The 22442-nt window shown below is 73.4% G+C and carries 21 protein-coding genes; 8 read left to right on the top strand and 13 right to left on the bottom strand.

All coding sequences use genetic code 11. The annotated features are described in order from the left end of the window. The first annotated feature begins 291 nt into the window (after positions 1–291). From DMH08_RS10240 to DMH08_RS10225, 4 genes are all read left to right on the top strand, one after another. On the top strand, positions 292–1275 hold the full coding sequence (locus DMH08_RS10240; RefSeq protein WP_026406205.1) for a glucosyl-3-phosphoglycerate synthase: 984 nt from the start codon (positions 292–294) through the stop codon (positions 1273–1275). Between the two features lie 118 nt (positions 1276–1393). Further along, the gene (locus DMH08_RS10235; RefSeq protein WP_125613259.1) at positions 1394–2623 is read left to right on the top strand and encodes an acyl-CoA dehydrogenase family protein; all 1230 of its coding nucleotides are present in this window, start codon (positions 1394–1396) and stop codon (positions 2621–2623) included. 209 nt (positions 2624–2832) lie between these two features. Then, positions 2833–3486, top strand: coding sequence for a TetR family transcriptional regulator (locus tag DMH08_RS10230; protein ID WP_125613257.1), 654 nt, complete (start codon positions 2833–2835; stop codon positions 3484–3486). Further along, positions 3483–3884, top strand: a complete 402-nt coding sequence (locus tag DMH08_RS10225; protein ID WP_233617512.1) for a phosphomannose isomerase type II C-terminal cupin domain — start codon at positions 3483–3485, stop codon at positions 3882–3884. The genes DMH08_RS10230 and DMH08_RS10225 overlap by 4 nt, the downstream gene beginning before the upstream one ends. Here DMH08_RS10225 and DMH08_RS10220 read toward each other — a convergent pair. From DMH08_RS10220 to DMH08_RS10170, 11 genes are all read right to left on the bottom strand, one after another. Beyond that, the gene (locus DMH08_RS10220; protein WP_125613255.1) at positions 3869–4909 is read right to left on the bottom strand and encodes an ABC transporter ATP-binding protein; all 1041 of its coding nucleotides are present in this window, start codon (positions 4907–4909) and stop codon (positions 3869–3871) included. The two genes, DMH08_RS10225 and DMH08_RS10220, sit on opposite strands and share 16 nt — an antisense overlap. After that, positions 4906–5955 (bottom strand): ABC transporter ATP-binding protein, encoded by a 1050-nt coding sequence (locus DMH08_RS10215; protein WP_084551303.1) that lies wholly within the window; start codon positions 5953–5955, stop codon positions 4906–4908. The genes DMH08_RS10220 and DMH08_RS10215 overlap by 4 nt, the downstream gene beginning before the upstream one ends. 11 nt (positions 5956–5966) lie before the next feature. After that, complete coding sequence (locus DMH08_RS10210) at positions 5967–6848, bottom strand: ABC transporter permease (protein WP_026406198.1); 882 nt, start codon at positions 6846–6848, stop codon at positions 5967–5969. After that, entirely contained in the window at positions 6845–7771 is a 927-nt protein-coding gene (locus DMH08_RS10205; protein ID WP_026406197.1) for an ABC transporter permease, read from the bottom strand. The genes DMH08_RS10210 and DMH08_RS10205 overlap by 4 nt, the downstream gene beginning before the upstream one ends. Then, complete coding sequence (locus DMH08_RS10200) at positions 7771–8847, bottom strand: LacI family DNA-binding transcriptional regulator (RefSeq protein ID WP_026406196.1); 1077 nt, start codon at positions 8845–8847, stop codon at positions 7771–7773. Before DMH08_RS10200 ends, DMH08_RS10205 begins: the two co-directional genes overlap by 1 nt. Next, the gene (locus tag DMH08_RS10195) at positions 8844–10364 is read right to left on the bottom strand and encodes an ABC transporter substrate-binding protein (RefSeq protein WP_026406195.1); all 1521 of its coding nucleotides are present in this window, start codon (positions 10362–10364) and stop codon (positions 8844–8846) included. Before DMH08_RS10195 ends, DMH08_RS10200 begins: the two co-directional genes overlap by 4 nt. A gap of 12 nt (positions 10365–10376) precedes the next feature. Then, positions 10377–10736 (bottom strand): hypothetical protein, encoded by a 360-nt coding sequence (locus DMH08_RS10190; protein WP_125613253.1) that lies wholly within the window; start codon positions 10734–10736, stop codon positions 10377–10379. Positions 10737–10750: 14 nt separating this feature from the next. Continuing rightward, complete coding sequence (locus DMH08_RS10185) at positions 10751–11701, bottom strand: DUF6772 family protein (RefSeq protein WP_034521866.1); 951 nt, start codon at positions 11699–11701, stop codon at positions 10751–10753. Beyond that, positions 11698–12810 carry a hypothetical protein gene (locus tag DMH08_RS10180; RefSeq protein ID WP_034521864.1) on the bottom strand — a complete coding sequence of 371 codons (1113 nt, stop codon included), beginning with the start codon at positions 12808–12810 and terminating at the stop codon, positions 11698–11700. Before DMH08_RS10180 ends, DMH08_RS10185 begins: the two co-directional genes overlap by 4 nt. A 253-nt stretch (positions 12811–13063) precedes the next feature. After that, positions 13064–14674, bottom strand: coding sequence for a monocarboxylate uptake permease MctP (mctP, locus tag DMH08_RS10175; RefSeq protein WP_026406191.1), 1611 nt, complete (start codon positions 14672–14674; stop codon positions 13064–13066). 4 nt (positions 14675–14678) lie between these two features. Beyond that, on the bottom strand, positions 14679–14927 hold the full coding sequence (locus DMH08_RS10170) for a DUF3311 domain-containing protein (protein ID WP_026406190.1): 249 nt from the start codon (positions 14925–14927) through the stop codon (positions 14679–14681). A 380-nt stretch (positions 14928–15307) separates the two neighbouring features. On the opposite strand from DMH08_RS10170, the gene DMH08_RS10165 reads away from it, so the two are divergent. The 3 genes from DMH08_RS10165 (at position 15308) to DMH08_RS10160 (ending at position 18960) form a co-directional block, all read left to right on the top strand. Next, positions 15308–17470, top strand: a complete 2163-nt coding sequence (locus DMH08_RS10165) for an anthranilate synthase component I (RefSeq protein WP_026406189.1) — start codon at positions 15308–15310, stop codon at positions 17468–17470. Positions 17471–17803: 333 nt separating this feature from the next. Continuing rightward, on the top strand, positions 17804–17950 hold the full coding sequence (locus tag DMH08_RS40945) for a GPGG-motif small membrane protein (protein WP_169528911.1): 147 nt from the start codon (positions 17804–17806) through the stop codon (positions 17948–17950). A 74-nt stretch (positions 17951–18024) separates the two neighbouring features. Continuing rightward, complete coding sequence (locus DMH08_RS10160) at positions 18025–18960, top strand: SDR family oxidoreductase (protein WP_034521861.1); 936 nt, start codon at positions 18025–18027, stop codon at positions 18958–18960. On the opposite strand, the gene DMH08_RS10155 is transcribed toward DMH08_RS10160, so the two are convergent. Then, positions 18944–20017, bottom strand: coding sequence for a helix-turn-helix transcriptional regulator (locus tag DMH08_RS10155; RefSeq protein ID WP_125613251.1), 1074 nt, complete (start codon positions 20015–20017; stop codon positions 18944–18946). The two genes, DMH08_RS10160 and DMH08_RS10155, sit on opposite strands and share 17 nt — an antisense overlap. A 98-nt stretch (positions 20018–20115) precedes the next feature. Between DMH08_RS10155 and add the strand changes: the two genes are divergently transcribed. Then, on the top strand, positions 20116–21141 hold the full coding sequence (add, locus tag DMH08_RS10150) for an adenosine deaminase (RefSeq protein WP_199747718.1): 1026 nt from the start codon (positions 20116–20118) through the stop codon (positions 21139–21141). 18 nt (positions 21142–21159) lie between these two features. On the opposite strand, the gene DMH08_RS10145 is transcribed toward add, so the two are convergent. Continuing rightward, positions 21160–22410: a DUF1266 domain-containing protein gene (locus DMH08_RS10145; RefSeq protein WP_125613250.1), complete on the bottom strand. Its 1251-nt coding sequence runs from the start codon at positions 22408–22410 to the stop codon at positions 21160–21162. Positions 22411–22442: the final 32 nt, after the last annotated feature.

Raw genomic sequence — 22442 nt, 5'->3', positions numbered from 1 at the left:
TGAGCAAGAAAGAGATCATCCGATGCCTCAAACGCTACATCGCCCGCGAGGTCTACCACGCCCTGGTCCCACCAGCAACCACCGTCAACGGCCTTGATCTAGCCGCTTGACATCTATAGGAGCATCCTCCGCCGCCCCGGCCGGCGGTCCGGATTCTTTTTACGATGGCGCACGCCCCTGCACGGCAGGGCGATTGGTCCACTGTCGTCCCGACAGGGAATGATTTGGGGTGTCCGGTGTGCCTTCCGGGGGATGTCCGGTTTTCAGAGCTCGTCGTCGGAGGGAGAGCGCGTGCTTCCTGAGGTGGCTTCGTGGCTGCGCCGCCGCACGAGCACGGCGGAGGACTGGCCCCCGCACGTCCTGCTCGCCGCCAAGGGGACGAGCAGGATCAGCGTCGTGCTGCCGGCGCGCGACGAGGAGGCGACCGTCGGGACCATCGTGGAGTGCATCCGCGGCGACCTGGTCCGGCGCGTCCCGCTCGTCGACGAGATCGTCGTGATCGACTCGCGGTCCACCGACCGGACGGCCGCCGTCGCGCGCGCCGCGGGCGCGCGGGTGGTGGCGCAGGACTCGGTGCTCCCCGCCCTGGGCCGCATGTCCGGGAAGGGCGAGGCGCTGTGGAAGTCCCTCGCCGTGACGTCCGGGGACATCATCGTGTTCGTGGACGCCGACCTGCGCGAGTTCACCTCGTCGTACGTGACCGGGCTGCTCGGGCCGCTGCTGACGGACCCGTCCGTCGGCTACGTCAAGGCGTGCTACGACCGGCCCCTGGTCGACGGGCGGCGCAGCGTGGAGGGCGGCGGCGGGCGGGTGACCGAACTGGTCGCCCGCCCGCTGATCAACATGCACTGGCCGCTGCTCGCGGGCGTGATGCAGCCGCTCGGCGGGGAGTACGCGGGACGCCGCGCGCTGCTGGAGCGGCTGCCGTTCGTCACCGGCTACGGCGTGGAGATCGGCCTGCTGGTCGACATCTACCGCGACTCGGGGCTGGACGCCATCGCGCAGGTCGACCTCGGGCGGCGGGTGCACACCAACCAGGGCACCGAGGCGCTCGGCGTCATGTCCGGGCAAATCATGGTGACCGCCTGGTCGCGTCTGGAGCGGCACGGCCGGATGGTTCCGCTGGGCGCCCCCTCGACGGCGCTCACCCAGTTCCGGCGGTCCGCGGACGGGCACGATCCCCGCACGGCCGACATGGGCGTGGGGGAGCGCCCGCCGATGATCGAGGTGCCGGGCTACGCGTCGTCCCGGCCCGTCACGCCGGGCCGCCGCTGACTCGGGCACGCTCTCCGCGCCCTTCTCCCCTGTGACTCCGGCCACCGTGTTACCCGCGGTAACGCCGGGTGGTGCTACCGTGGGTAACACAGGCTTATTGGAGAAGGGGTCAATTGGCATGACGAGTGCGGAGACGGCGCCGTTCTCGCTGGAGCCCAGCGAGGACGTGCGCGAGGTCAGGGATTGGGTGCACGAGTTCGCCCGAGACGTCATCCGTCCCGCGGCGGAGGAGTGGGACGAGCGCGAGGAGACCCCCTGGCCGCTGATCCAGGAGGCGTCCAAGGTCGGGCTGTACTCGCTCGACTTCTTCGCCACCCAGTGGCTCGAGCCGACCGGGCTCGGCATCCCGGTCGCCTTCGAGGAGCTGTTCTGGGGCGACGCCGGCATCGCGCTGTCCATCGTCGGCACCGGCCTGGCCGCCGCGTCCGTCGCCGCCGTGGGGACCCAGGACCAGGTCGCCGAGTGGGTGCCGCAGATGTTCGGGACGTCCGACGACGTGCGGCTCGGCGCGTTCTGCGCCTCCGAGCCCGACGCCGGCAGCGACGTCGGGTCGATCCGCACCCGCGCGGTGTTCGACGAGGCCAAGGACGAGTGGGTGCTGAACGGCACCAAGACCTGGGCGACGAACGGCGGCATCGCCGACGTCCACGTCGTGGTGGCGTCCGTCCATCCCGACCTGGGCAGCCGCGGCCAGGCCAGCTTCATCATCCCGCCGAACACGCCCGGCCTGCGGCAGGGGCAGAAGTTCAAGAAGCACGGCATCCGCGCCTCCCACACCGCCGAGGTGATCCTCGAGGACGTGCGCATCCCGTCCGGGCTGATCGTCGGCGGCAAGGAGAAGTTCGACGAGCGCATCGCGCGGGCCCGGGAGGGCAAGAGCTCCAAGGGCCAGGCCGCGCTGAAGACGTTCGAGACCACCCGCCCGTCCGTCGGCGCGATGGCCCTCGGCGTCGGCCGCGCCGCCTACGACTACGCCCTGCAGTACGCGCGCGAGCGCGAGCAGTTCGGCAAGAAGATCGGCGACTTCCAGGCGATCGCGTTCAAGCTCGCCGACATGAAGACCCGCCTGGACGCCGCGCGCCTCATGGTGTGGCGGGCCGCGTGGATGGCCCGCAACGGCAAGGACTTCGAGAACGCCGAGGGCTCGATGGCCAAGCTCGTCGCCAGCGAGATGTCGGTGTACGTCACCGAGGAGGCCATCCAGATCCTCGGCGGCAACGGCTACACCCGCGAGTACCCGGTCGAGCGGATGCACCGCGACTCCAAGATCTTCACGATCTTCGAGGGCACGTCGGAGATCCAGCGCCTGGTCATCGGCCGCACCGTCACCGGCCTCCCGGTCCGGTAGCGGCGGCGCGGAGGTGGGACGGCCCATGATCGGCGCGCGGGCGAACCCGGGGCGGCCGCGCCCCGGCGGTGCCCTCACCGGTGCCGGGACGGCGGTGTTGTCACCCGGTAACACCCCCGATACGGTTCGGGGCATGCCCGACCGTCCCGGCCGATTCCGGTCACCCTGCCGCCGTCCCGCCCGCGGGCCGGGCGTACGGTGAACGGATCATGACGGGCACGGCGGGCGGCGGACCGGGATCGAGGCGCGATCCCGGCCGCCGGCGCGCCCTGCTGGAGGCCGCCGACCGGGTCATCCAGCGGGAGGGCCCCGAAGCGTCCATGGCCGCGATCGCCGCCGAGGCCGGGATCAGCAAGCCGATCCTGTACCGGCACTTCGGCGACAAGAGCGGCCTGTACCAGGCGCTGGCCGAACGGCACATCCGCCGGCTGATCGGGACGATCCGGGACGAGTTCTCCCGGGACGATCCGATCCGGCAGCGCACCCGGTCCACCATCGACGCCTACCTGTCGACGATCTCCAAGAACCTCAACCTGTACCGGTTCCTCATGCACCGGGCCGGGGCGGAGGACGCCGCCACGCACAGCGTGATGAGCACGATGATCCGCGACCTGAGCCGGGAACTGGCCGAGGTCATGGTCGCCCAGGGCGAGATGACGGACCGGACCCGCGCCTACGTGTGGGGCCACGCGATCGTCGGCATGGTGCAGACCGCCGGCGACTGGTGGCTCGACCACGACGCCGAGGTGCCGAGGGAGGCGGTGGTGGACGGCCTCGCCGACCTCATCCTCGGCGGGCTGCCGGCCGCCGCGACCGGCGCCCGCGCCCAGCAGTTGTTCCGCGAACCAGAATCCCCGAGGTGACTGTGCAGACCGACCTGCGACCCGACCCGGCCGCCGACGCCGACCTGCGCCCGGAGCCGGAGATCGAGACCGAGCGGCGGCCCTGGGGCGGCTTCGAGCGCTTCACGCTCAACGAGCCGTCCACGGTGAAGCTGATCCACGTGGAGCCGGGGCAGCGCCTCAGCCTGCAGCGGCACCGCGACCGCGACGAGCTGTGGGTCGCCCTCGACCCCGGCGCGGTCTTCGAGGTGGCGGGCCGCCGCATCCTGCCGCAGGTGGGGGAGCGGGTGTTCATCCGCGCCGGGGAGACGCACCGGCTGAGCTCGGACGGCCCCGCCGTGCGGGTCATGGAGATCGCGTTCGGGCACTTCGACGAGGACGACATCGAGCGCCTCGAGGACTCCTACGGCCGCGCCTGATCCGGTCCGCGCGGGGCGGTGCCGCCGGAGGAGTCCGCGAAATGGCAGGCCACCTCCTGCGGCAGCCCGTCCCGCCGGACCGGTTCCGGCGCCCGCTCGGCGCACACCGCGGCGGCCATGTAGCAGCGGGTCCGGAACCGGCAGCCGCCCGGCGGCGACGCCGGCGACGGCACCTCCCCGCCGAGGACGATCTCCCGCGCGTCGTGGTCCGGCCGGTCGTGGACGGACGGCGCGGCCGACACCAGCGCCCGCGTGTACGGGTGCTGCGGGTCGCCGAGCACGTCCGCGGCGGTCCCCTGCTCGACGATCGTCCCGAGGTACATGACCGCCACGTCGTCCGCGACGTGCCGGACCACGTCCAGGTCGTGGGAGATGAACAGGTACGCGACGCCCAGCTCGGCCTGCAGGTCGGCGAGCAGGTTGAGGATCTGCGCGCGGACCGAGACGTCCAGCGCGGACACGGCCTCGTCGCACACGATCAGCTTGGGCCGCAGCGCCAGCGCCCGCGCGATGGCGACGCGCTGGCACTGGCCGCCGGACAGCTCGTGCAGGCGCCGCGACCCGTGGTCGGGACGCAGCCCGACCATCTCGAGCAGCCGCGCCACCTCGGCGGCCTCCCGCGCGCGCGGCACGATCCCGGGATGGACGCGCCAGCCCTCCGCGACGACGGCGGCGACCGTCATCCTCGGGTTCAGCGACGTGTAGGGGTCCTGGAACACCATCTGCAGGTCGCGGCTCAGCCGGCGCCGCCGCCGCGCCGGGACGGACGCCAGGTCGGTCCCGGCGAACTCGATCGAGCCGGCGAACGCCGGCCGCAGCCCCACGACGGCCCGGGCCAGGGTCGACTTGCCGCACCCCGACTCGCCGACGACGCCGAGCGTCCGGCCCGCCCGGACGGCCAGGTCCACGCCCGCGACGACCGGCACCCGCCGCCGCCCGAAGCCGTGGCGGCCGGGCCGCTCGTACCCGGCCACCAGGCCGCTGACCTTCAGGACGTGCCCGGTGTCCCGCGCGGTGGTCGTCATCGTGGCTCCTCGGTGCTCCGGGCGGCCGCGGGCCGGGACGCGGTCACCTCGTCGGCGTGGTGGCAGGCGACGGCGCGGTCGCCGTCCTCGGTGGCGGGCGGGTCCTCGGTCCGGCACACGTCCGTCGCGAACGGGCAGCGCGGGTGGAACGCGCACCCGCCCGGCGGGCGGCGCGGGTCCGGCGGCGCGCCCGGGATCGGCTTCAGCCGCCCGCCCTCCCGCGCGTCCGGCATAGCCTCCAGCAGGCCGAGCGTGTAGGGGTGCGCGGGCCTGGTGTAGACGGCGTCCAGCGGGCCCCGCTCCACGATGCGGCCCGCGTACATGACGGCGACCTCCTGCGCCACCTTCGCGACGACGCCGAGGTCGTGCGACACCAGCAGCGTCGCGAGGTCCGACTCCTGCTGCCGCCGCGCGAGCAGCCGCAGGATCTGCGCCTGCACGGTGACGTCCAGGGCGGTGGTGGGCTCGTCGGCGAGCAGGACGGACGGGCCGAGCGCCAGCGCCATCGCGATCACGGCGCGCTGCCGCATGCCGCCGGAGAACTCGTGCGGGTGGTCGTCGTAGCGGGACTCGGCGTCGGCGATGCCGACCTCGCGCATCAGCGCGACGGCCCGCTCGCGGGCCTCGCGCCTGCCGAGGCCGAGCCGCCGCCGGAACGGCTCGGCGATCTGCCGGCCGACGGTGAAGCCCGGGTTCAGCGCGGCCATCGGGTCCTGGAAGACCATCGCGACGCGGTCGCCGCGCGCCTCCCGCCACCGCCGGGCGGAGAACCCGGCGGTGTCCTCGCCGTCGAGCAGGACGGCGCCCGCGGTGATCTCGGCGCCGGGCGGCAGCAGGCCGATCAGCGCGAGGGAGGTCAGGCTCTTGCCGCTGCCGGACTCGCCGACCAGGGCGAGCACCCGGCCGCGCCGCAGGCGCAGCCCGACGCCCCGGACGACCGGGACGACGTCGCGCCCCGACCGGAACCCGATGTGCACGTCGCGCAGTTCCGCGGCGACGTCCGCGGCGTCCGGCGGCCGCGGGGGACGAACGGCTGGAACGGTCATCGCGGTTCCTCTCAGATCTGGGCCCGGGGGTCGGTCAGGTCCCGGAACGCGTCGCCGACGACGCCCACCGCGGTGACCACCGCGGCCAGCGCGAACGCGGGCATCGTCGAGATCCACCACGCGGAGCCGAGGTAGTCGCGGCCCGCCGACACCGTCGCGCCCCACGACGCCCGGTCCGGCGGGATGCCGAGGCCGAGGAAGCTCAGCGACGCCTCCGCGACCATCACCAGGCCGATCTGCACGGTCGCGGCGACCAGCAGCGGCTGCCAGCAGGACGGCAGGACGTGCCGGAACAGGATCCGGGCGTGCCCCGCGCCGAGGACGCGCGCCGAGTCGACGAACTCGAGGCCGCGGGTGGCGAGCGCGGACGCCCGCACCACCCGGGCGAAGACCACCCAGCGGGTCACGGCCAGCGTGATGACGATGTTGGTGATGCTCGGGCCGAGGACGCCCGCGATGAGGATCGCGAGCAGGATCGACGGGAACGCGAGCTGCACGTCCCCGAAACGCGACAGCAGCGTGTCGATCCGGCCGCCGAAGTAGCCCGAGACGAGCCCGGCGACCAGGCCGGCGGCGCCGCCGATCAGCACGGTCGCCGCGCCGACCAGCAGCGACACCCGGCTCCCGGCGAGCAGCGTCGCGAGCATGTCGCGGCCGACCTGGTCGGTGCCGAGCCAGGCGATCGACCCGTCCGCGAGCCGCGACCCCGGCGGCAGGAGCCGGTGCGGCAGGTCCGTCGCCACCGGGTCGTACGGCAGTAGCAGCGGCCCGATGAGCGCGGCCAGCACGAACAGGCCGACGACGGCGAGCCCGGCCCACGCGCGCGCCGGCAGCGCGGGCACCCGGAAGCGGGACTTCGGGGCGGAGGTGGCGGTGGGGGCGAGTGCGCTCATGCCGACTCCGGGGTGAGACGAGGGTCGAGGGCGACGCAGAGGACGTCCACGAGCAGGTTCAGCGCGATGTAGGACACGGTGATCGTGACGATCGCCGCCTCGACGACCGCGTAGTCGCGGTTCGTGATCGCGTCGACCATCAGCGAGCCGATGCCGGGCCAGGAGAAGACGACCTCGATGATCACGGCGTTGGCGATGAAATTGCCCATCAGCAGCCCGAGCACGGTGACGACGGGGAGGGCGATGTTGCGGGCGACGTGCACGTACAGCACGGCCCCCTCGCCGGTGCCCTTGGCGCGGGCGGTGCGGACGTAGTCCTTGCCGCTCTCCTCCAGGGCGCCGTTGCGGACGAGCCGCGCCAGCCATCCGACGAACGGCAGGGCGAGCGTCACCGACGGCAGGATCACCGCCTCGGGGCCGCCGCCGGCCGTGCTCGGCAGCCAGTTCAGCTGCCGCGCGAACAGCAGGATCAGCACGATGCCGAGCCAGAACGACGGCAGGGCCTGGCCGACCAGCGAGCCTGCGGACACCAGCATGTCCAGGATCCCGCCCGGCCGGCGGGCGCACAGCATCCCGAGCGGGTACCCGGCGGCGAGGGTGATGACGAGCGCGAGCGCGGCGAGCGCCAGGGTGGCGGGGAACCGCTCCAGGACGGCCCCCATCGCGCCGCCGCCGAGCCGCCACGAGTCGCCGAAGTCGCCGCGCAGCACCTCGCCCATGTGGACGGCGTACTGCCGCCACAGCGGGTCGTCGAGTCCGAACCGGGCCCGGACCTCGGCGAGCTGGTCGGCGGAGGCGTCCGGCCCGAGGATCAGCGCGGCCGGGTCGCCGGGGACGACGCGGACGACGACGAACACGAGGGTGACGGCGCCCCAGGCGACGATCACCGCCTGCCACGCCCGTTTGAGCAGGAACCGTCCCATCAGATCCCTCCCTCCGGGGGCGCGGACGACGCGCGGACGACCAGTTCGGCGGGCAGCAGCGTCCGCCGCGGCCCGTCCGCGGCCGGCCCGCCCGCGGCGGGCCCGTCGCCCATCCGCTCCAGCAACCGGTCCACGGCCGCGGCGCCGACCTCGGCGGCGGGCAGCCGGACCGTGGTGAGCGGCGGCGCCAGGTAGGCGGCGAAGGGGTGGTCGCCGTGGCCCGCCACGCGGACGTCGCGCGGGACGCTCAGCCCGTGCTCGGTGAACGCCCGGTACACCCCGAGCGCGAAGTAGTCGTTGCCCGCCAGGACGGCGGCGCCGGGCCCGATGCGCGCGGCGAGCCCCCGCCCTATCTCGTAGGAGTCGACGGGGTCCCACGGCTGCGAGCTGGCCTCCCGCCGCCGCGTCGGGACCTTGACCATGTGGTCGTCGCGGAGCGGCACGCCGTGCTCGGCGAGCACCGCCCGGAACCCCCGGACGCGCTCCGCGACGGGGGAGATGTCCAGGTCCTCCTCGACGAGGAACAGCTCGCGGGCCCCGCCGGCGAGCAGGTGCTCGGTGGCCAGCCGCGCGCTGCCGTAGTAGTCCACGCCGATCAGGTCGGCGTCGAGCCCCGGCAGGTCGCGGTTGACGAGCACCACGGGCGTCCCGGCCGCGCCGAGCCGCGCCCAGTGGTCCGACCCGTGCTGGACGGGCACGGCGAGCACGCCGTCCACGCCCCAGCGCATCAGCTCGTCCACCACGCGGCGCTCGTTGTCGACGCTGTCCTCGGTGACCATCAGCATCAGCGAGTAGCCGCGGACCCGGCCGCGCTCCTCGATGGCGCTGATCAGCCGGGTGTAGAACGGGTTCGACGGGTTGGTGATGACGAGCCCGATCGTCATCGCGTTCCCCTGCACCAGGGAGCGCGCCATCGTGTTCGGCACGTAGCCGAGCCGTTCCGCCTCGGCGCGCACCCGCTCGCGGGTCTCCGCGCTCACCGCGTCCTTGCCGGCGAGGGCGCGGGACACGGTGTTCACCGAGAGGTCGAGCGCGGCGGCGATGTCGCGCAGGGTGGCCCTGCGGCGCGGTGTCATGGCGTTCCCGCCCTCCTCCCGACCGTCGACAGGTCGGGCTGGTTGTTGGCGGCCGCGGTGAACCCGGTGAGCCCGGAACGCAGGCCGTACGCGGTGGTCAGCGCGGCCGGGAAGATCCCGACCGCGTCCTCCCAGATGGTGCCGCACGCCCGCGCGTACAGCTCCCGGCGCCGCGCGGGGTCGGCGCTCTCGCCCGCCTCGGCGAGGACGGCGTCCAGGTCGGGGTTGCGGTAGCCCATCCGGTCGGCCTCCGAGGTGTAGAGGCGGCCGAGGGTGAACGCCGCGTCGCCGGTGGTGACGGTGTTGGTCTGCAGCTCCATGTCCCAGTCGAGGGAGTTGAGGCGCTGGAGCCACTGGGCCTTCTCGATGCTCTGCGGCCGGACCCGGACGCCGACCGCGTCCCAGTCCGAGATCATCGACTGGGCCAGCTCGCGGGCGAGCGGCCCGGTCGCGTCGAACCACATCATCGTGGTGTCGAAGCCGTCCCCGAGGCCGGCGTCCCGCAGCGCCCGGCGCGCGGCGTCCGGGTCGTACCGGTACGGCGGCTGCTCGGCGTACCCGAACACCGTCGACGGGATCGGCGCGCGCATCCGCTCGGCGCCCCGGCCGAACAGCCGCCCGACGATCGTCTCCAGGTCCAGCGCCTGCCACATCGCGCGCCGGACGCGCGGGTCGGTGAACGGCTCGCGCCGACAGTTGAACCACGCCAGGTAGTAGGTCCAGCTCGGCACCGTCTCGACGCGCACCCCGCGCCGCCCCTCCACCTCGCCGAGCTGGTCGGACGGCACGGGCCACAGCAGATCGACGTCCCCGTTGCGCAGCGCGGTGACGGCGCTGGACGTCTCCCCGATGTACGGCATCGAGACGCCGGGGAGCGCGGCGGGGCCGCCCCAGTAGCCGTCGAAGCGGGCGAGCTCGACGGCGGTCGACGGGGTGAACCCGGTGACCCGGAAGGGCCCCGAGCCAACGGGGCGGCGCTTCTGCGCCGGGTCGGCGACGAGCCGCGCGGGGACGACGAACAGCAGCGTCAGGTTCACCGGCAGCGTGCCCATCGGGCCGTCCGTGGTGAACGTGACGCGCCGGTCGCCGTCCGCGCGCACCGACGCGACGGGCGCCCACAGCGCGGACTGGGCCGACTTGACCGCCTTCGTCCGCTCGACGCAGGCGACGACGTCCCGCGCGGTGAGCGGGCTCCCGTCGTGGAAGCGGACGCCCGGACGCAGGTCGAACACCCACGTCGTGTCGTCCGCCCGCTTCCACGAGGTCGCCAGACCCGGTACCAGCCGCCCGTCCTCGTGCCGGACGAGGGTGTCGAACACGAGCCGCTTGACGATGAGCGACGCCTCGTCCACCGCCGTCCCCGCGTTGTAGGGGTCCAGGTCGGTGACCGGCTGCCCGAACGCGGCGCGCAGCGAGCCGTCCGGCGCGGACCCGCCGGCCCGGCCGCATCCGCCGAGCGCCACCGCCGACGCGGCCAGGCCGGTCAGCGCGAGGAACTCGCGCCTGCGCAGGTCCATGACGGGCCCCTCCTAGCTCTTCAGCGCGAGGTAGATCATCACCTTGGCGGCGGGCGCGTCCGCGCCGTCCGCGGCGTCGGTGCCGTCGGCGGCGTCGACGACGCCCTTCAGCCGCAGCCAGCCGCCGAACCCGGTCGACTCCCAGCTCACGAGGTCGCCGGCGATCTCGCGCTCCGCGTCGAGGTCGCACCAGTGCAGCCCGTCGGGGGAGACCTGCGTGGTCACCCGCATCCGCGCCGCCGCGCCCGTCCGCTCCAGCGTCCGGACGAACCAGCGCGCCTCCGCGGCCCACGCCGCCTCATAGGGTTCCGTCGCGAACTCGCCCGCCAGGGTGCGGTTGCGTTCCAGGACGGCCGTGAACGATTCGCGCATCGTGCCGGTGCTCCTCACCAGTCCACCGAAATCAGTACCGAGTCCAGGTACAGGAAGTTCCGCACGTCCGTGTGGGTCCTGACCGAGACGTAGAAGTTGAGCAGATTCTGCAGCGAGCCGTACTCCTCGTCGTACGGGGGGACGGGCACGTCCCGCATGTCGTAGACGGTGTCGTTGACCTGCAGTTCGATGTTCGACCTGGTGCTCGTGTCGATCAGCCACCGCACGTAGTGCCAGTTCACCTTGGTCGGCACCTCGTTGTAGCAGAGCTCCTGCGGGCCGCCGAACGGCTTCCAGTCGTCCGGCTCCGGCGCGGTGAAGTCGGCGGTCGGCGGGAGCTTGATTTTGCCCTCGAAGTGCTCGCGCGGGGTCGGCTCCGGCACCGTCGGGTACACCCACTCGCGGCGGAGCCGGTTCTCCAGGTCGGTGTTCAGGTAGCGGGCGACGCAGTGGTACCGGACGCCGTCGCAGATGTCGGTCGCGATCGTGAAGGCGCCGAACTGCTGCTCCGACGGGTGCAGGTTCGCGTCCCACGGCCCGGCGCCGGCCTTGTCGGCCGCCCGGTTCTCCTCCGACGCCGCCTCGGTCTTGAACGTCAGGTACGCCTCGAACTGGACGCGGCCCCGCCCGGCCATCGTGAGCCGCCGGATCGCGACGCCGGTGTGCCCGGCCAGCGGGCGCGTGGCGACCTTCAGCGCGTACGTCCCCGACATCGCGCCGTGCGTGCCGACGTCGAAGAAGTTGCACGAGCTGAGCTGCGGCGGCCGGAAGTCGCGCATGTGGTCGTCGACGGTGTCGAGGTTCCCGTGCCCGTCGTAGTTGCCGAGCAGCTCGATCCAGCCGTGCGTGCCGGTGTTGAAGTCGTCGTGGACGAGGATGCGCTCCAGCGGGTTGAAGCGCGACAGGGCCGGGTCGGCCCGCCGGAGTTCCGCGGCCAGGGACCGCTCGCTCGGGGTAACGCTCATCGGGTGGGCTCCTGAATCCTGACGGTGGCGTGCACCATGTTGTGGTCGGAACGCAGCAGGTCGCGCGGCTCGCCGGCCTGCGCGTCCGTCTGCGGGACGAGCGTCCACTGCAGGACGCGCGTCCCGTTCCGGACGAAGATGCGGTCGATCTTGTCCGCGGAGCGCGGCAGCGGGATCCGGCCGCCGTTGAACGACGCGTACTCGGCGCCCGTGCGCCGCGCGGCGGGCGCGGACTCGAAGGCGTCGGCGTAGCCCGCGTCGGCGAACGCGTCGTGCGGGCTCGCGCCGTCCGCCGTCGAGGCGGAGTTCATGTCGCCGGCGAACACGATCGGCAGCCGCCGCGTGTACGGGTTGTCGCGGGTGAGGTACCGGGCCGTTCGGAGCGCGTCCGCGTACCGGACCTCGTCCCAGTTCTTCGTCCAGCCGTTCGGGTCGGTGGCGCCGTTCTTGCGGTACTCCAGGTGCATGTCGACGACGACGAAGCGCGTCCCCGTCCGCAGGTCGCGGAGGGTGTTCCAGGTCATCGTCTTGCCGTAGATCTCGGTGGAGTCGGGCAGCCACAGCAGGTCGTGCGGCAGTTCCCGGCCGCGCTCGTCCAGGTGGGAGAACCGGCGCGCGTCGTAGTAGGTGAAGCGGCCCGCGCCCGACTTCAGCGGATAGCCCTCCACCGGGTGGCGGGTTCCGGCGTAGTCGGCGGGCGCCTCGGCGTAGCCGCGTTCCCGCATCGCCTCGGTCAGCGGCGCCCGGAACGACTCGACGTCCACGCCCGGCTGCGTCGGCGTCGCGTTGTTGCCGATCTCCTGAGTGACGACGACTCCGGCGCGGGCCCGCGCCACGTCGTCGGCGACCTCGGCGGCGCGGCCGCCGGCCCACGGGGCCAGCTTGGTCGCGCAGTCGCGGCCGATCGTGTCGACGCACTCCTGCTCGGTCGGCAGGCACCCGTGCCCGCAGGTGTTGTACGTCGCGATCCGTAGGTCGAGGGGGCGCCGGTCCGGCCGGGGCTGCGCGTTCGCGGGCGGCGCGAGCAGCGCCGCGCCGCACCCGGCGGCCGCGAGCACGGCGGCCAGCCGCGCGGCGGTCGAGCGGGCGGGGGGACGGGGTTTCCTCATGTCGCGTGGGGGCCTTCCCATGTCGGCTGCGTCACATTAACGTTAACGTGATCGTTCACGTACCTTCGATGTCCTGTCGTCCGCCTGTCAAGAGCCGAAAAGGAATCGGCCCGGCCGTCCGAACGAGCAGACGGTCGGGCCATCGGCGTGCCCGGAAACGCGCGCGATCGGCCGTTGCGGCGCCGGAACGCGGGGCGGCCCGCGGCCGGCTCGGGGAGAGCCGGCCGCGGGCCGCCGGGAATCGGGGGACCGCTCAGGTGCTGCCGGTCATCTCGATCTCCTTGATCTTCGGGTCGTTCTCGTCGGCGAGGTAGTCGGCCTCCTTGGTCGCGTCCACCCCGTCCTTGAGGTTCGCCGCCCGGCAGACCACCGTGCCGACCACCGCGACGACCACGTTGACCAGCAGCGCGATGACGCCCACGTAGAGGGTCATCTTCGTGTCGAAGCCGAAGTCGCTCAGCGGGTAGGCGGAGCCGCCGAAGTGCTCCTTGCCCTTGGCCGGGTTCGGGATCTGGTACAGCAGCGCCAGGCCCACGAGCAGGCCCGCCGCCCACCCGGCGATGAGCGCGCCCCGGTGGAACCAGCGCGTCATCAGGCCGAGCGCGACCGCCGGCAGCGTCTGCAGGATGATCACGCCGCCGATCAGCTGCAGGTCGATGGAGAACTGCGGGTCGAGCATCAGGATGCACGCGACCGCGCCCGCCTTGACGACCAGCGACACCAGCTTGCTGACCGTCGCCTCCTGCTTCTCCGTCGCGTTCCGGTTGAAGTACTCCCGGTAGATGTTGCGCGTGAACAGGTTCGCCGCCGCGATCGACATGATGGCCGCCGGGACGAGCGCGCCGATGCCGACGGCCGCGAAGGCGACGCCGGCGAACCAGTCCGGGAACATCTGGTCGAACAGCACGGGCACGACCGTGTTGCCGTCCGCCTCGCCGTCGTGGCTGACCGGCTTCACCCCGGCGGCGATCGCCATGTAGCCGAGCAGCGCGATCAGGCCGAGCACGAGGCTGTACGCCGGCAGCGCCGCCATGTTCCGCTTGATCACGTTGCGGTTCTTGCTGGCCAGGACGCCGGTGATGCTGTGCGGGTACAGGAACAGCGCCATCGCCGAGCCCAGCGCCAGCATCGCGTAGTTCAGCTGGTTCGAGCCGTCCAGCAGGATGCCGTCCCCGGGGTTCTCCGACGCGTCGAACTTGGCCTGCGCCGAGTCGAAGATGTCGCCCCAGCCGCCGAGCTTCGCGGGGATGTACAGCACCGCGACGATGATCACCAGGTAGATCAGGATGTCCTTGACGAACGCGATCAGCGCCGGCGCCCGCAGCCCCGACTGGTAGGTGTAGGCCGCCAGGATCACGAACGCGATGATGATCGGCCAGTGCCCGTGCACGCCCATCGCCTTGAGCACGGCCTCGATCCCGACGAGCTGCAGCGCGATGTACGGCATCGTCGCGACGATGCCGGTGATCGCGATGGCCAGCGCCAGCGTCGGGGAGCCGAACCGCGCCCGGACGAAGTCCGCGGGCGTGACGAAACCGTGCACGTGCGACACCGACCAGAGCCGGATCAGCACGAGGAACACCAGCGGGTACACGACGATCGTGTACGGGACCGCGAAGAAGCCCGCCGCGCCGGCGCCGAACACCAGCGCGGGAACCGCGACGAACGTGTACGCGGTGTAGAGGTCGCCGCCGATCAGGAACCAGGTGATCCAGCTCCCGAAGCTGCGGCCGCCCAGCCCCCACTCGTCCAGGTTGTCCATCGTCTCGGCCTTGCGCCACCGCGCCGCGACGAAGCCCATCCCGCTGACCAGAAGGAAGAGCACCGAGAAGATGACGATCTCGGTGATGTGATCGCTCGCCACCGGCTCAGCCCCGCTTCCTGGTCATGCGGTACACGATGACGGTGCACGCCACGCCGAGCGGGATGAACATCATCTGCATCCAGTAGAAGGCGGGGACACCGGCCAGCCGGGGCGAGTCGCTGTTGTAGAAGAAGGTCAGCAGCGGCACGACGACCGGCACGATCAGCAGCCAGTTCCACGGGCTGCGGTCCGAGCGGGGCTCCCCGGCCGATGCCGGGGTCTCCGGTTCGTCGGGTCTTTCCTTCGAGGTCAAGGGGGTCCTCCTCGTCGCGGACGATCGGCGCCCGGCCCGTCCGGATGGCGAGACGGGGCCGTGTCACGGGTGAAACCGGGTGAGCGTACCGTGACGGGGGTCACGGGTCGATATCGGTCGCGCCACGACTTGAGTGGAGCGTTCCGGTCCGCGTTGCCGCAGGTGGCGCCGCACTTTCTCCGCCTGTCGACCCGGGGTGCCGCGACCCGGTAGGCTCGTCGCATGCGAACCGTGCCCCGCCGAATCACCGGCCAGTGGTGGTGGCGCCGCTAAGGCGGCGCCGGTTCGTGCACGTTCCAAAACCAGGCGACCGCCCTCACCCGGCGGTCGGTGACCTCTCGTCCGTCCGGTGCAGGGCCCGACGATGAGGGGCCACCGCGGTGGAGACCGTCTCACAACAGCCGACGACCGGCGAGTTCGTCACGGCCGGGGGCGTACGGGTGACCCGTACCGCCGCGCCCGTCGACCCCGAGCGCAAGTCCGACGTGCTGAACGCGCTCGTCGCCGCCGTGGGGGAGCGGCGCGGCGGGGTGCTCAGCTCCGGCATGGAGTATCCCGGCCGGTACAGCCGCTGGCACATGGCGTACGTCGACCCGTGCCTGGAGATCGTCGCGCGCGGCCGGACGGTCGCGGCGCGGGCCCTCAACGGGCGCGGCCGGGTCGTGCTGCCCGCGGTCGCCGAAGTGCTGCGCGGGACAGGCGAGGTGCGGGCCGACGGGCCCGGCGAGTGCGCGGTGTTCGTCCCGCCCACGGAGGAGTTCTTCCCCGAGGAGGAGCGCAGCCGGCAGCCGACGGTCTTCACCGCCCTGCGCGCCGTCGTCGACCTGTTCCGCTGCGACGACCCGCACCTCGGCCTGTACGGGGCGTTCGGCTACGACCTGTCGCTGCAGTTCGAGCCGCTGCGACCGCGCCTGGAGCGGCCGGACGACCAGCGGGACCTCGTGCTGCACCTGGCCGACGAGATGGTCGTCGTGGACCGCAAGCGCGAGACCTCGCACCGCATCTCCTACGACTTCGAGGTCGGCGGGACCGCCACCGCCGGGCTCCCGCGGGACACGGAGCCGACGCCTCCCGTCGTCCCGGCGGAACTCCCCCCGCAGCCCGTTCCGGGCGTGTACGCGCAGATGGTGCGGGACGCCAAGGAGCGGTTCGTCCGCGGCGACCTGTTCGAGGTGACGCCCGGCCACGCCATGCACGGCCGCTGCGACTCGCCCGCCGCGTTCTTCGAGCGGCTGCGCGAGACGAACCCGGCGCCGTACGAGTTCCTGTTCAACCTCGGTGACGGCGAGTACCTGGTGGGCGCGTCGCCCGAGATGTTCGTGCGGGTGACCGGCGACCGCGTGGAGACCTGCCCGATCGCGGGGACGATCAAGCGCGGCGGCGACGCGCTGCAGGACGCCGAGCAGATCCGCACGATCCTGGCGTCGGCGAAGGACGAGTCCGAGCTGACGATGTGCACGGACGTGGACCGCAACGACAAGTCGCGGGTGTGCGTGCCGGGCAGCGTGCGGGTGCTGGGCCGCCGGCAGATCGAGATGTACTCGCGGCTCATCCACACCGTGGACCACATCGAGGGGCGGCTGCGGCCGGAGTTCGACGCGCTCGACGCGTTCCTCACCCACATGTGGGCCGTGACGGTGACCGGGGCGCCGAAGACGTGGGCGATGCAGTTCATCGAGGACCACGAGGACTCGCCGCGCCGCTGGTACGGCGGCGCGGTCGGGTTCGTCGGGTTCGACGGGTCCATGAACACCGGCCTCACCCTCCGGACGGCGCAGATCCGCGACGGCGTCGCGACCGTGCGGGCGGGCGCGACGCTGCTCTACGACTCCGACCCCGACGAGGAGGAGCGCGAGACGCACCTGAAGGCGAGCGCGCTGCTGGGCGCGCTCGCGGCGACCGCGCGGGACGGCGCGGAGCCGGAGGCGGACCGGGAGCCGGAGCCCGCGCCGGAGCGCCCGGGGGACGGGCTGAAGGTGCTGCTCGTCGACCACGAGGACTCGTTCGTCAACACCCTCGCCGACTACTTCCGGCAGCACGGCGCCGGCGTGGTCACGCTCCGGCACGGCTTCCCCGCGCGGCTCCTGGACGAGCACGCCCCCGACCTGGTCGTCCTGTCGCCGGGGCCGGGACGCCCGGACGACTTCGCGACGCGAGACCTGCTGGACGCCCTGGACGCCCGGGGCCTGCCCGTCTTCGGCGTCTGCCTCGGCCTGCAGGCGATGGTCGAGCACGCGGGCGGCTCCCTGGACCTGCTGCCCGAGCCGTCGCACGGCAAGCCCGGCCAGGTGAAGGTGACCGGCGGCGGGCTGTTCGAGGGGCTCCCGGACGAGTTCACCGCCGCCCGCTACCACTCGCTGCACGCCACGCCCGACCGGGTGCGGGGCTTCCAGGTGACGGCGACCACCGGGGACGTGGTGATGGCGATCGAGAACGCGGAGCGGCGGCGCTGGGCCGTCCAGTTCCATCCGGAGTCGATCCTCACGGCGGCGGGCGGCGCCGGGCACCGCATCGTGGCGAACGTGCTGCGGCTCTGCCGCTGACCGTCTCCGGTCCCGGGCGGGCGGGCGGCCCGGTCCGCCGCCCCCTCCGGAGTGATGAACCGAACATCGTTCCGGAGGCGGATTGCGGACTGCCGAAAATGGTCCTTGAGGTGCTGACTTCGTCCGGTCCGGCACGGCAGAATCGGGGTTCGGCCACCGCGCCGCTCGCGGCGCGCGTGATCGCCGTTATCCCGGCGGAGGAGGGAGGCGCGCTCCCTCCTCCGCGTCGGCGGCCATGGCCCGGGGCCTCCTTTGCCGGGCACAGAACCCGGTTTTCGGTCGGCCGGATCGAGTTGGGTGTTTCGTGGTCATCTACCGGGGGACCCCGGAGCCATGATGTTCATTCTTTGGCTCATCGCGGTGATCCTCGTGATCGCCGGCGCTTACGTCCTGATCGCCCGTCGCGACCTCCTCTGGGGCATCGTCCTCATCGTCGTCGGCCTGCTCGTCGGCCCCGGCGGCGTCAGCATCTTCGGCTGACGCCGGAGAAGATCTCCGGCGGCCCGGCCGAAGACTGACGCGCGCTGTCAGGTTTCGCTGCCAGCATCGGCGGCATGAGCGAGCACGAAACCGAGAGCGCGCCGCTGGCGGGGAAGGTCGCGCTGGTCGCCGGCGCCACCCGGGGCGCGGGCCGCGGCATCGCCGTCGAGCTCGGCGCCGCCGGAGCCACCGTGTACTGCACGGGACGGACCACCCGGTCCGCGCGGTCGGAGATGGACCGTCCCGAGACCATTGAGGACACCGCCGAGCTGGTCACGGCGGCGGGCGGCGAGGGGATCGCCGTCCGGGTCGACCACCTGGACCCCGCGCAGGTGGACGGCCTCGTCCGCCGCATCGACGGCGAACGGGGCCGGCTCGACGTCCTGGTCAACGACATCTGGGGCAGCGACCACCTCTTCGAGTTCGGCAAGCCGCTGTGGGAGCAGTCGCTGGAGAACGGGCTGCGCATGCTGCGGCTCGCCGTCGACACCCACGCCGTCACCAGCCACACGGCACTGCCCCTGCTGGTCCGCGAGCCCGGCGGTCTCGTCGTCGAGATCACCGACGGGACCGCCGAGTTCAACGCGGACTACCGCAAGGACTGCGGCTACTTCTACGACCTGGCCAAGACCGCCGTGATCCGCATGGCGCTCGCCCAGTCCGTGGAGATCGCCCCGTACGGCGGGACGGCCGTGTCGGTGACGCCCGGCTGGCTGCGGTCGGAGGCGATGCTCGAGCACTTCGGCGTCACCGAGGACACCTGGACCGACGGGACGGCGAAGGATCCGCACTTCGCGATCTCCGAGACGCCCGCGTTCGTCGGCCGCGCCGTCGCGGCCCTCGCGGCCGACCCGGAGCGGGCCCGCTGGAACGGGACGTCGCAGTCCAGCGGCGGGCTCGCGAAGGTCTACGGGTTCACCGACGTCGACGGCAGCCGGCCGGACGCCTACACCTACATCACCGAGGTCGCGATGGCGGGCAGGCCCGCCGACGTCACCGGCTACCGCTGACCCGCGTGCCGTCGTCGGCACCGTCGTCGGCACCGTCCTTGGAACCGCCGTCGCAGGTACCGCCGTCCCCGCGGCCACCGCCGCCGCCCGGCCGCGCGTACAGCGCCGCGAGCCGGGCGGCGGTCTCGGCCATCCGCGCCCGCAGCTCCGGCGGGCCCAGCACCTCGACGTCCGCGCCGAGGATCCGCATCTCGGTCGCCGCGACGTCGAGCGACTCGACCGGCAGCACGGTCGTCCGCCACCCGTCCGCGTCGGGCTCCCCGGCTGCCTCGACGGCCCGGCGCACCGCGTGCTCGGTCGCCGCGAACCGCAGCCGGCGCATCCCCTCCGGGCCGAGCCGCACGGTGATCTCCTCGTGCAGCATCGACCGGGCGAACGCGTCCGCCTGCTCCCGCCAGTACTCCGCGAGGTCGAAGTCCACGTCGCGGTCGAACGTCGCGCCCGTCGGCGCCACCGCCGCGATCCGGTCCACCCGGTACGTGCGGCCCCGCCCGTCGACGAGCGCCACCAGGTACCAGGTGCCGTTCTTCAGGACGAGCCCGTACGGGTCGGCCGTCCGCGTCACCTCGCCGTCCTTGCGCCGGTACCGCAACTCGACCTCCGCGTCCGACCACACGGCGGCGGCGAGCCCGCGCAGCAGCGGCGGAGGCGCCGGGGCGTGGAACCAGCCGGGCGCGTCCAGGTGGAACCGCTGCCCGGCGCGGGCGGGCGCGTCCCGCAGCGGGCCCGGCAGCGCGGCGAGCACCTTCAGCTCGGCGGCGGCCACGGCGTCGGCGAGGCCCATGTCCCCGGCCGGGCCCGGCAGGCCCGACAGGAAGAGCGCCTCGGCCTCCTCCCGGCTGAGCCCGGTCAGCCGGGTCCGGTACCCGGCGACGAGGCGGTAGCCCCCGGCGCGGCCCTGCTCGGCGTACACCGGGACCCCGGCGGCCGAGAGCGCCTCGACGTCCCGGTACACGGTTCGCTCCGACACCTCCAGCTCCCGTGCCAGCTCGGCCGCCGTCATGCGGTCGCGCGACTGCAGAAGCAGGACGAGTGAGATCAACCGGGACGCGCGCACACCCCCATCGTGCCCGCTTCGGGGGAACTTCACAATTTCGTGGCAGGTTCGCCCGGTTTCCCTGTTCCGGCCGCTCGTGCCGCTGTTAGCGTCGCCGCGTGCTGACCCAGACCACGTCCATCGAGGCTTTCATCGACGCCCTGCCCAAGGTCGAACTCCACGTGCATCTCGTGGGCTCGGCGTCCGTCCCGACCGTCCTGGAACTCGCCCGCCGGCACCCCGACGGCGGGGTGCCCGTGGACGAGCGCGAGCTGCGCGCGTTCTACAAGTTCACCGACTTCCCCCACTTCGCCCAGGTCTACGACCGGGTGAACCACCTCGTCCGGACGCCCGAGGACGTCGCGACGCTCGTGCTCGGCGCCGCCCGCGACCTCGCCGCCCAGAACGTCCGGTACGTCGAGCTGACCGTCACCCCGCAGGCGCACACCCGCGCGGGGATCCCGCACCACGCGGTGCGCGAGGCGCTCGACATCGCCGCGCGGCGGGCGCGGGAGCTGCACGGCATCCAGGTCGCCTACATCTACGACATCCCCGCCGACTTCGGGATCGAAGGGGTGAAGGGCACCGTCACCGCCGCGCTGGAGCACCCGGCGGAGGCGCTCGTCGGCTTCGGGATCGGCGGCATCGAGCAGATGCGCGCCGCGATCCGCGACGAGATCCGGGACGCGTTCCGCGCCGCCCGCGCCGCCGGGCTCCGCAGCCTCCCGCACGCCGGCGAGATGACCGGGCCCGAGACGATGTGGGAGGCCATCGAGCACCTCGGCGCCGAGCGGCTCGGGCACGGCATCGCCTGCGTCCGCGACGAGCGGCTGATGGCGCATCTCCGCGACACCGGCACGCCCCTCGAGGTCTGCCCGACCTCCAACGTCTGCACCGGCCAGGTCGCCGCGCTCGCCGACCACCCGCTGCCCCGCATGCTGGAGGCCGGCCTGTTCGTCACGCTGAACAGCGACGACCCGCCCATGTTCGACACCACGCTGACCGGCGAGTACCGCGCCGCCGCCGCGGCGTTCGGGCTCGGCCGCGCCGAACTGGCCGCGCTCGCCCGCAACGCCGTCGCGGCGTCCTGCCTGGACGGCGCCGCCAAGCGGGCCCTCACCGCGGAGATCGACGCCCTCGCCTGAGGCCGCCGCCCGCGCCCGTCAGCCCCACGCCATGCGGCGCCAGGGGCTGGCGGGGTCCTCGGCGAGGATGCGGTGCCCGACCACCGAGCGCGCGTACCACTGGCCGAACTCGCCCTCGTCGAACCGCAGCATCCGGCCGAGCACGTACCCGGCGGAGAACGACTCCCACGACGAGTACACCTGGTGGGCGCGGCGCCCGGCCGTCAGGACGCACCGCTCGGCCTCGTCGGCCTCGCAGAACCCGGCGCCCAGACCCCAGCGGGCCATGTTCACGGCGCGCCCGAAGTCGTAGCCGTACACGCTCTCCACCAGCTCGTCCGGCCCGAGCAGACCGTCGGCGCGGAACCGCTCCTCGTACCGCAGGACCAGCCCCGACATCTCGATCACGTTCCGGGTGGTCGCCTCCGACACGTTCCGCTCGGCGCACCACCCGGCGATCGCGGCCCGCCACGAGGCCGGCTCCATGCCGGGCGCCCGCCGGTCGAGGACCATCTGGATGCCGGGGTCGGAGTTCTCCGCGTCCAGCAGCGCCCGGACCTGCTCCCGCCAGCCCGCCGCGTCGGTCACGCCCCAGTCGCGTTCCAGCAGCACGCGGTCGTCCCGCGATCCCGGCTCGCCGAGCGTGTTCCACGCGACGCCGTTGCCGACGGCCAGGTGCGCGCCCACGCCGAGCGCCGCCGCGAGCGCGCCCCACCCCGCCCCGTTCGGGTCGGTGACGAGCACGTCGAAGTCGCGGTCGGGCCGCCGCTCGGCGTCCGCCAGCAGGCGCGCGACCCGGCGGTGCCCGTCGCCGTCCGGCGCCAGCCGCCCCAGCAGGTCGCGCAGCGGTTCCACCGCCGCGCGGGGCCCCGCGTCCTCGACGATGAGCCGCGCCGCGTGGACGCCCGCGACGTCCGCGCGGCGGTCGTCGCCCAGCGTGCGGAACGCGGCCATCGCCGCCCACGCCCGCCGCGCCGCCTCGCCCGCGCGCCCGGCCGCGGCCAGGACGTGCGCGGCGTGCCCGTCGAGCGCCGCGCGCAGCTCCCCGCCCGCCGGACCGGCCGCCTCCTCGGCGGCCGCGAGCACCCGGAGCGCGTCGTCGACGCGCCCGGCCGCCGCGAGCGCCCGCGCCCGGCGGGCCGCGACCCCGGCCGCGGCGGCCCGGTCGCCGCGCGCCGCCAGCCGTCCGGCGGCCTCCCCGAACGCCTTCGCGGCCTCCTCGGGGCGGCCCTGCCGCTCGTACTTCCGGGCCCGGTCGAGCAGGGCGCCCGGATCGGCATCGATCGTCATGGTTTCCTCCGGGCGACACCGTACCGAGCGGA

It is taken from the genome of Actinomadura sp. WAC 06369 (genome assembly GCF_003947565.1).
GTDB lineage: Bacteria > Actinomycetota > Actinomycetes > Streptosporangiales > Streptosporangiaceae > Spirillospora > Spirillospora rifamycini.
This window is presented reverse-complemented; position numbering and strand designations above follow the sequence as displayed.

Excerpts from the sequence above, each read along its gene's own strand:
- DMH08_RS10235 (WP_125613259.1), top strand. The coding sequence starts at position 1,394 with ATGACGAGTGCGGAGACGGCGCCGTTCTCGCTGGAGCCCAGCGAGGAC.
- DMH08_RS10230 (WP_125613257.1), top strand. The coding sequence starts at position 2,833 with ATGACGGGCACGGCGGGCGGCGGACCGGGATCGAGGCGCGATCCCGGC.
- DMH08_RS10220 (WP_125613255.1), bottom strand. The coding sequence starts at position 4,909 with ATGACGACCACCGCGCGGGACACCGGGCACGTCCTGAAGGTCAGCGGC.
- DMH08_RS10215 (WP_084551303.1), bottom strand. The coding sequence starts at position 5,955 with ATGACCGTTCCAGCCGTTCGTCCCCCGCGGCCGCCGGACGCCGCGGAC.
- DMH08_RS10210 (WP_026406198.1), bottom strand. The coding sequence starts at position 6,848 with ATGAGCGCACTCGCCCCCACCGCCACCTCCGCCCCGAAGTCCCGCTTC.
- DMH08_RS10205 (WP_026406197.1), bottom strand. The coding sequence starts at position 7,771 with ATGGGACGGTTCCTGCTCAAACGGGCGTGGCAGGCGGTGATCGTCGCC.
- DMH08_RS10200 (WP_026406196.1), bottom strand. The coding sequence starts at position 8,847 with ATGACACCGCGCCGCAGGGCCACCCTGCGCGACATCGCCGCCGCGCTC.
- DMH08_RS10195 (WP_026406195.1), bottom strand. The coding sequence starts at position 10,364 with ATGGACCTGCGCAGGCGCGAGTTCCTCGCGCTGACCGGCCTGGCCGCG.
- DMH08_RS10190 (WP_125613253.1), bottom strand. The coding sequence starts at position 10,736 with ATGCGCGAATCGTTCACGGCCGTCCTGGAACGCAACCGCACCCTGGCG.
- DMH08_RS10185 (WP_034521866.1), bottom strand. The coding sequence starts at position 11,701 with ATGAGCGTTACCCCGAGCGAGCGGTCCCTGGCCGCGGAACTCCGGCGG.
- DMH08_RS10180 (WP_034521864.1), bottom strand. The coding sequence starts at position 12,810 with ATGAGGAAACCCCGTCCCCCCGCCCGCTCGACCGCCGCGCGGCTGGCC.
- DMH08_RS40945 (WP_169528911.1), top strand. The coding sequence starts at position 17,804 with ATGATGTTCATTCTTTGGCTCATCGCGGTGATCCTCGTGATCGCCGGC.
- DMH08_RS10160 (WP_034521861.1), top strand. The coding sequence starts at position 18,025 with ATGAGCGAGCACGAAACCGAGAGCGCGCCGCTGGCGGGGAAGGTCGCG.
- DMH08_RS10145 (WP_125613250.1), bottom strand. The coding sequence starts at position 22,410 with ATGACGATCGATGCCGATCCGGGCGCCCTGCTCGACCGGGCCCGGAAG.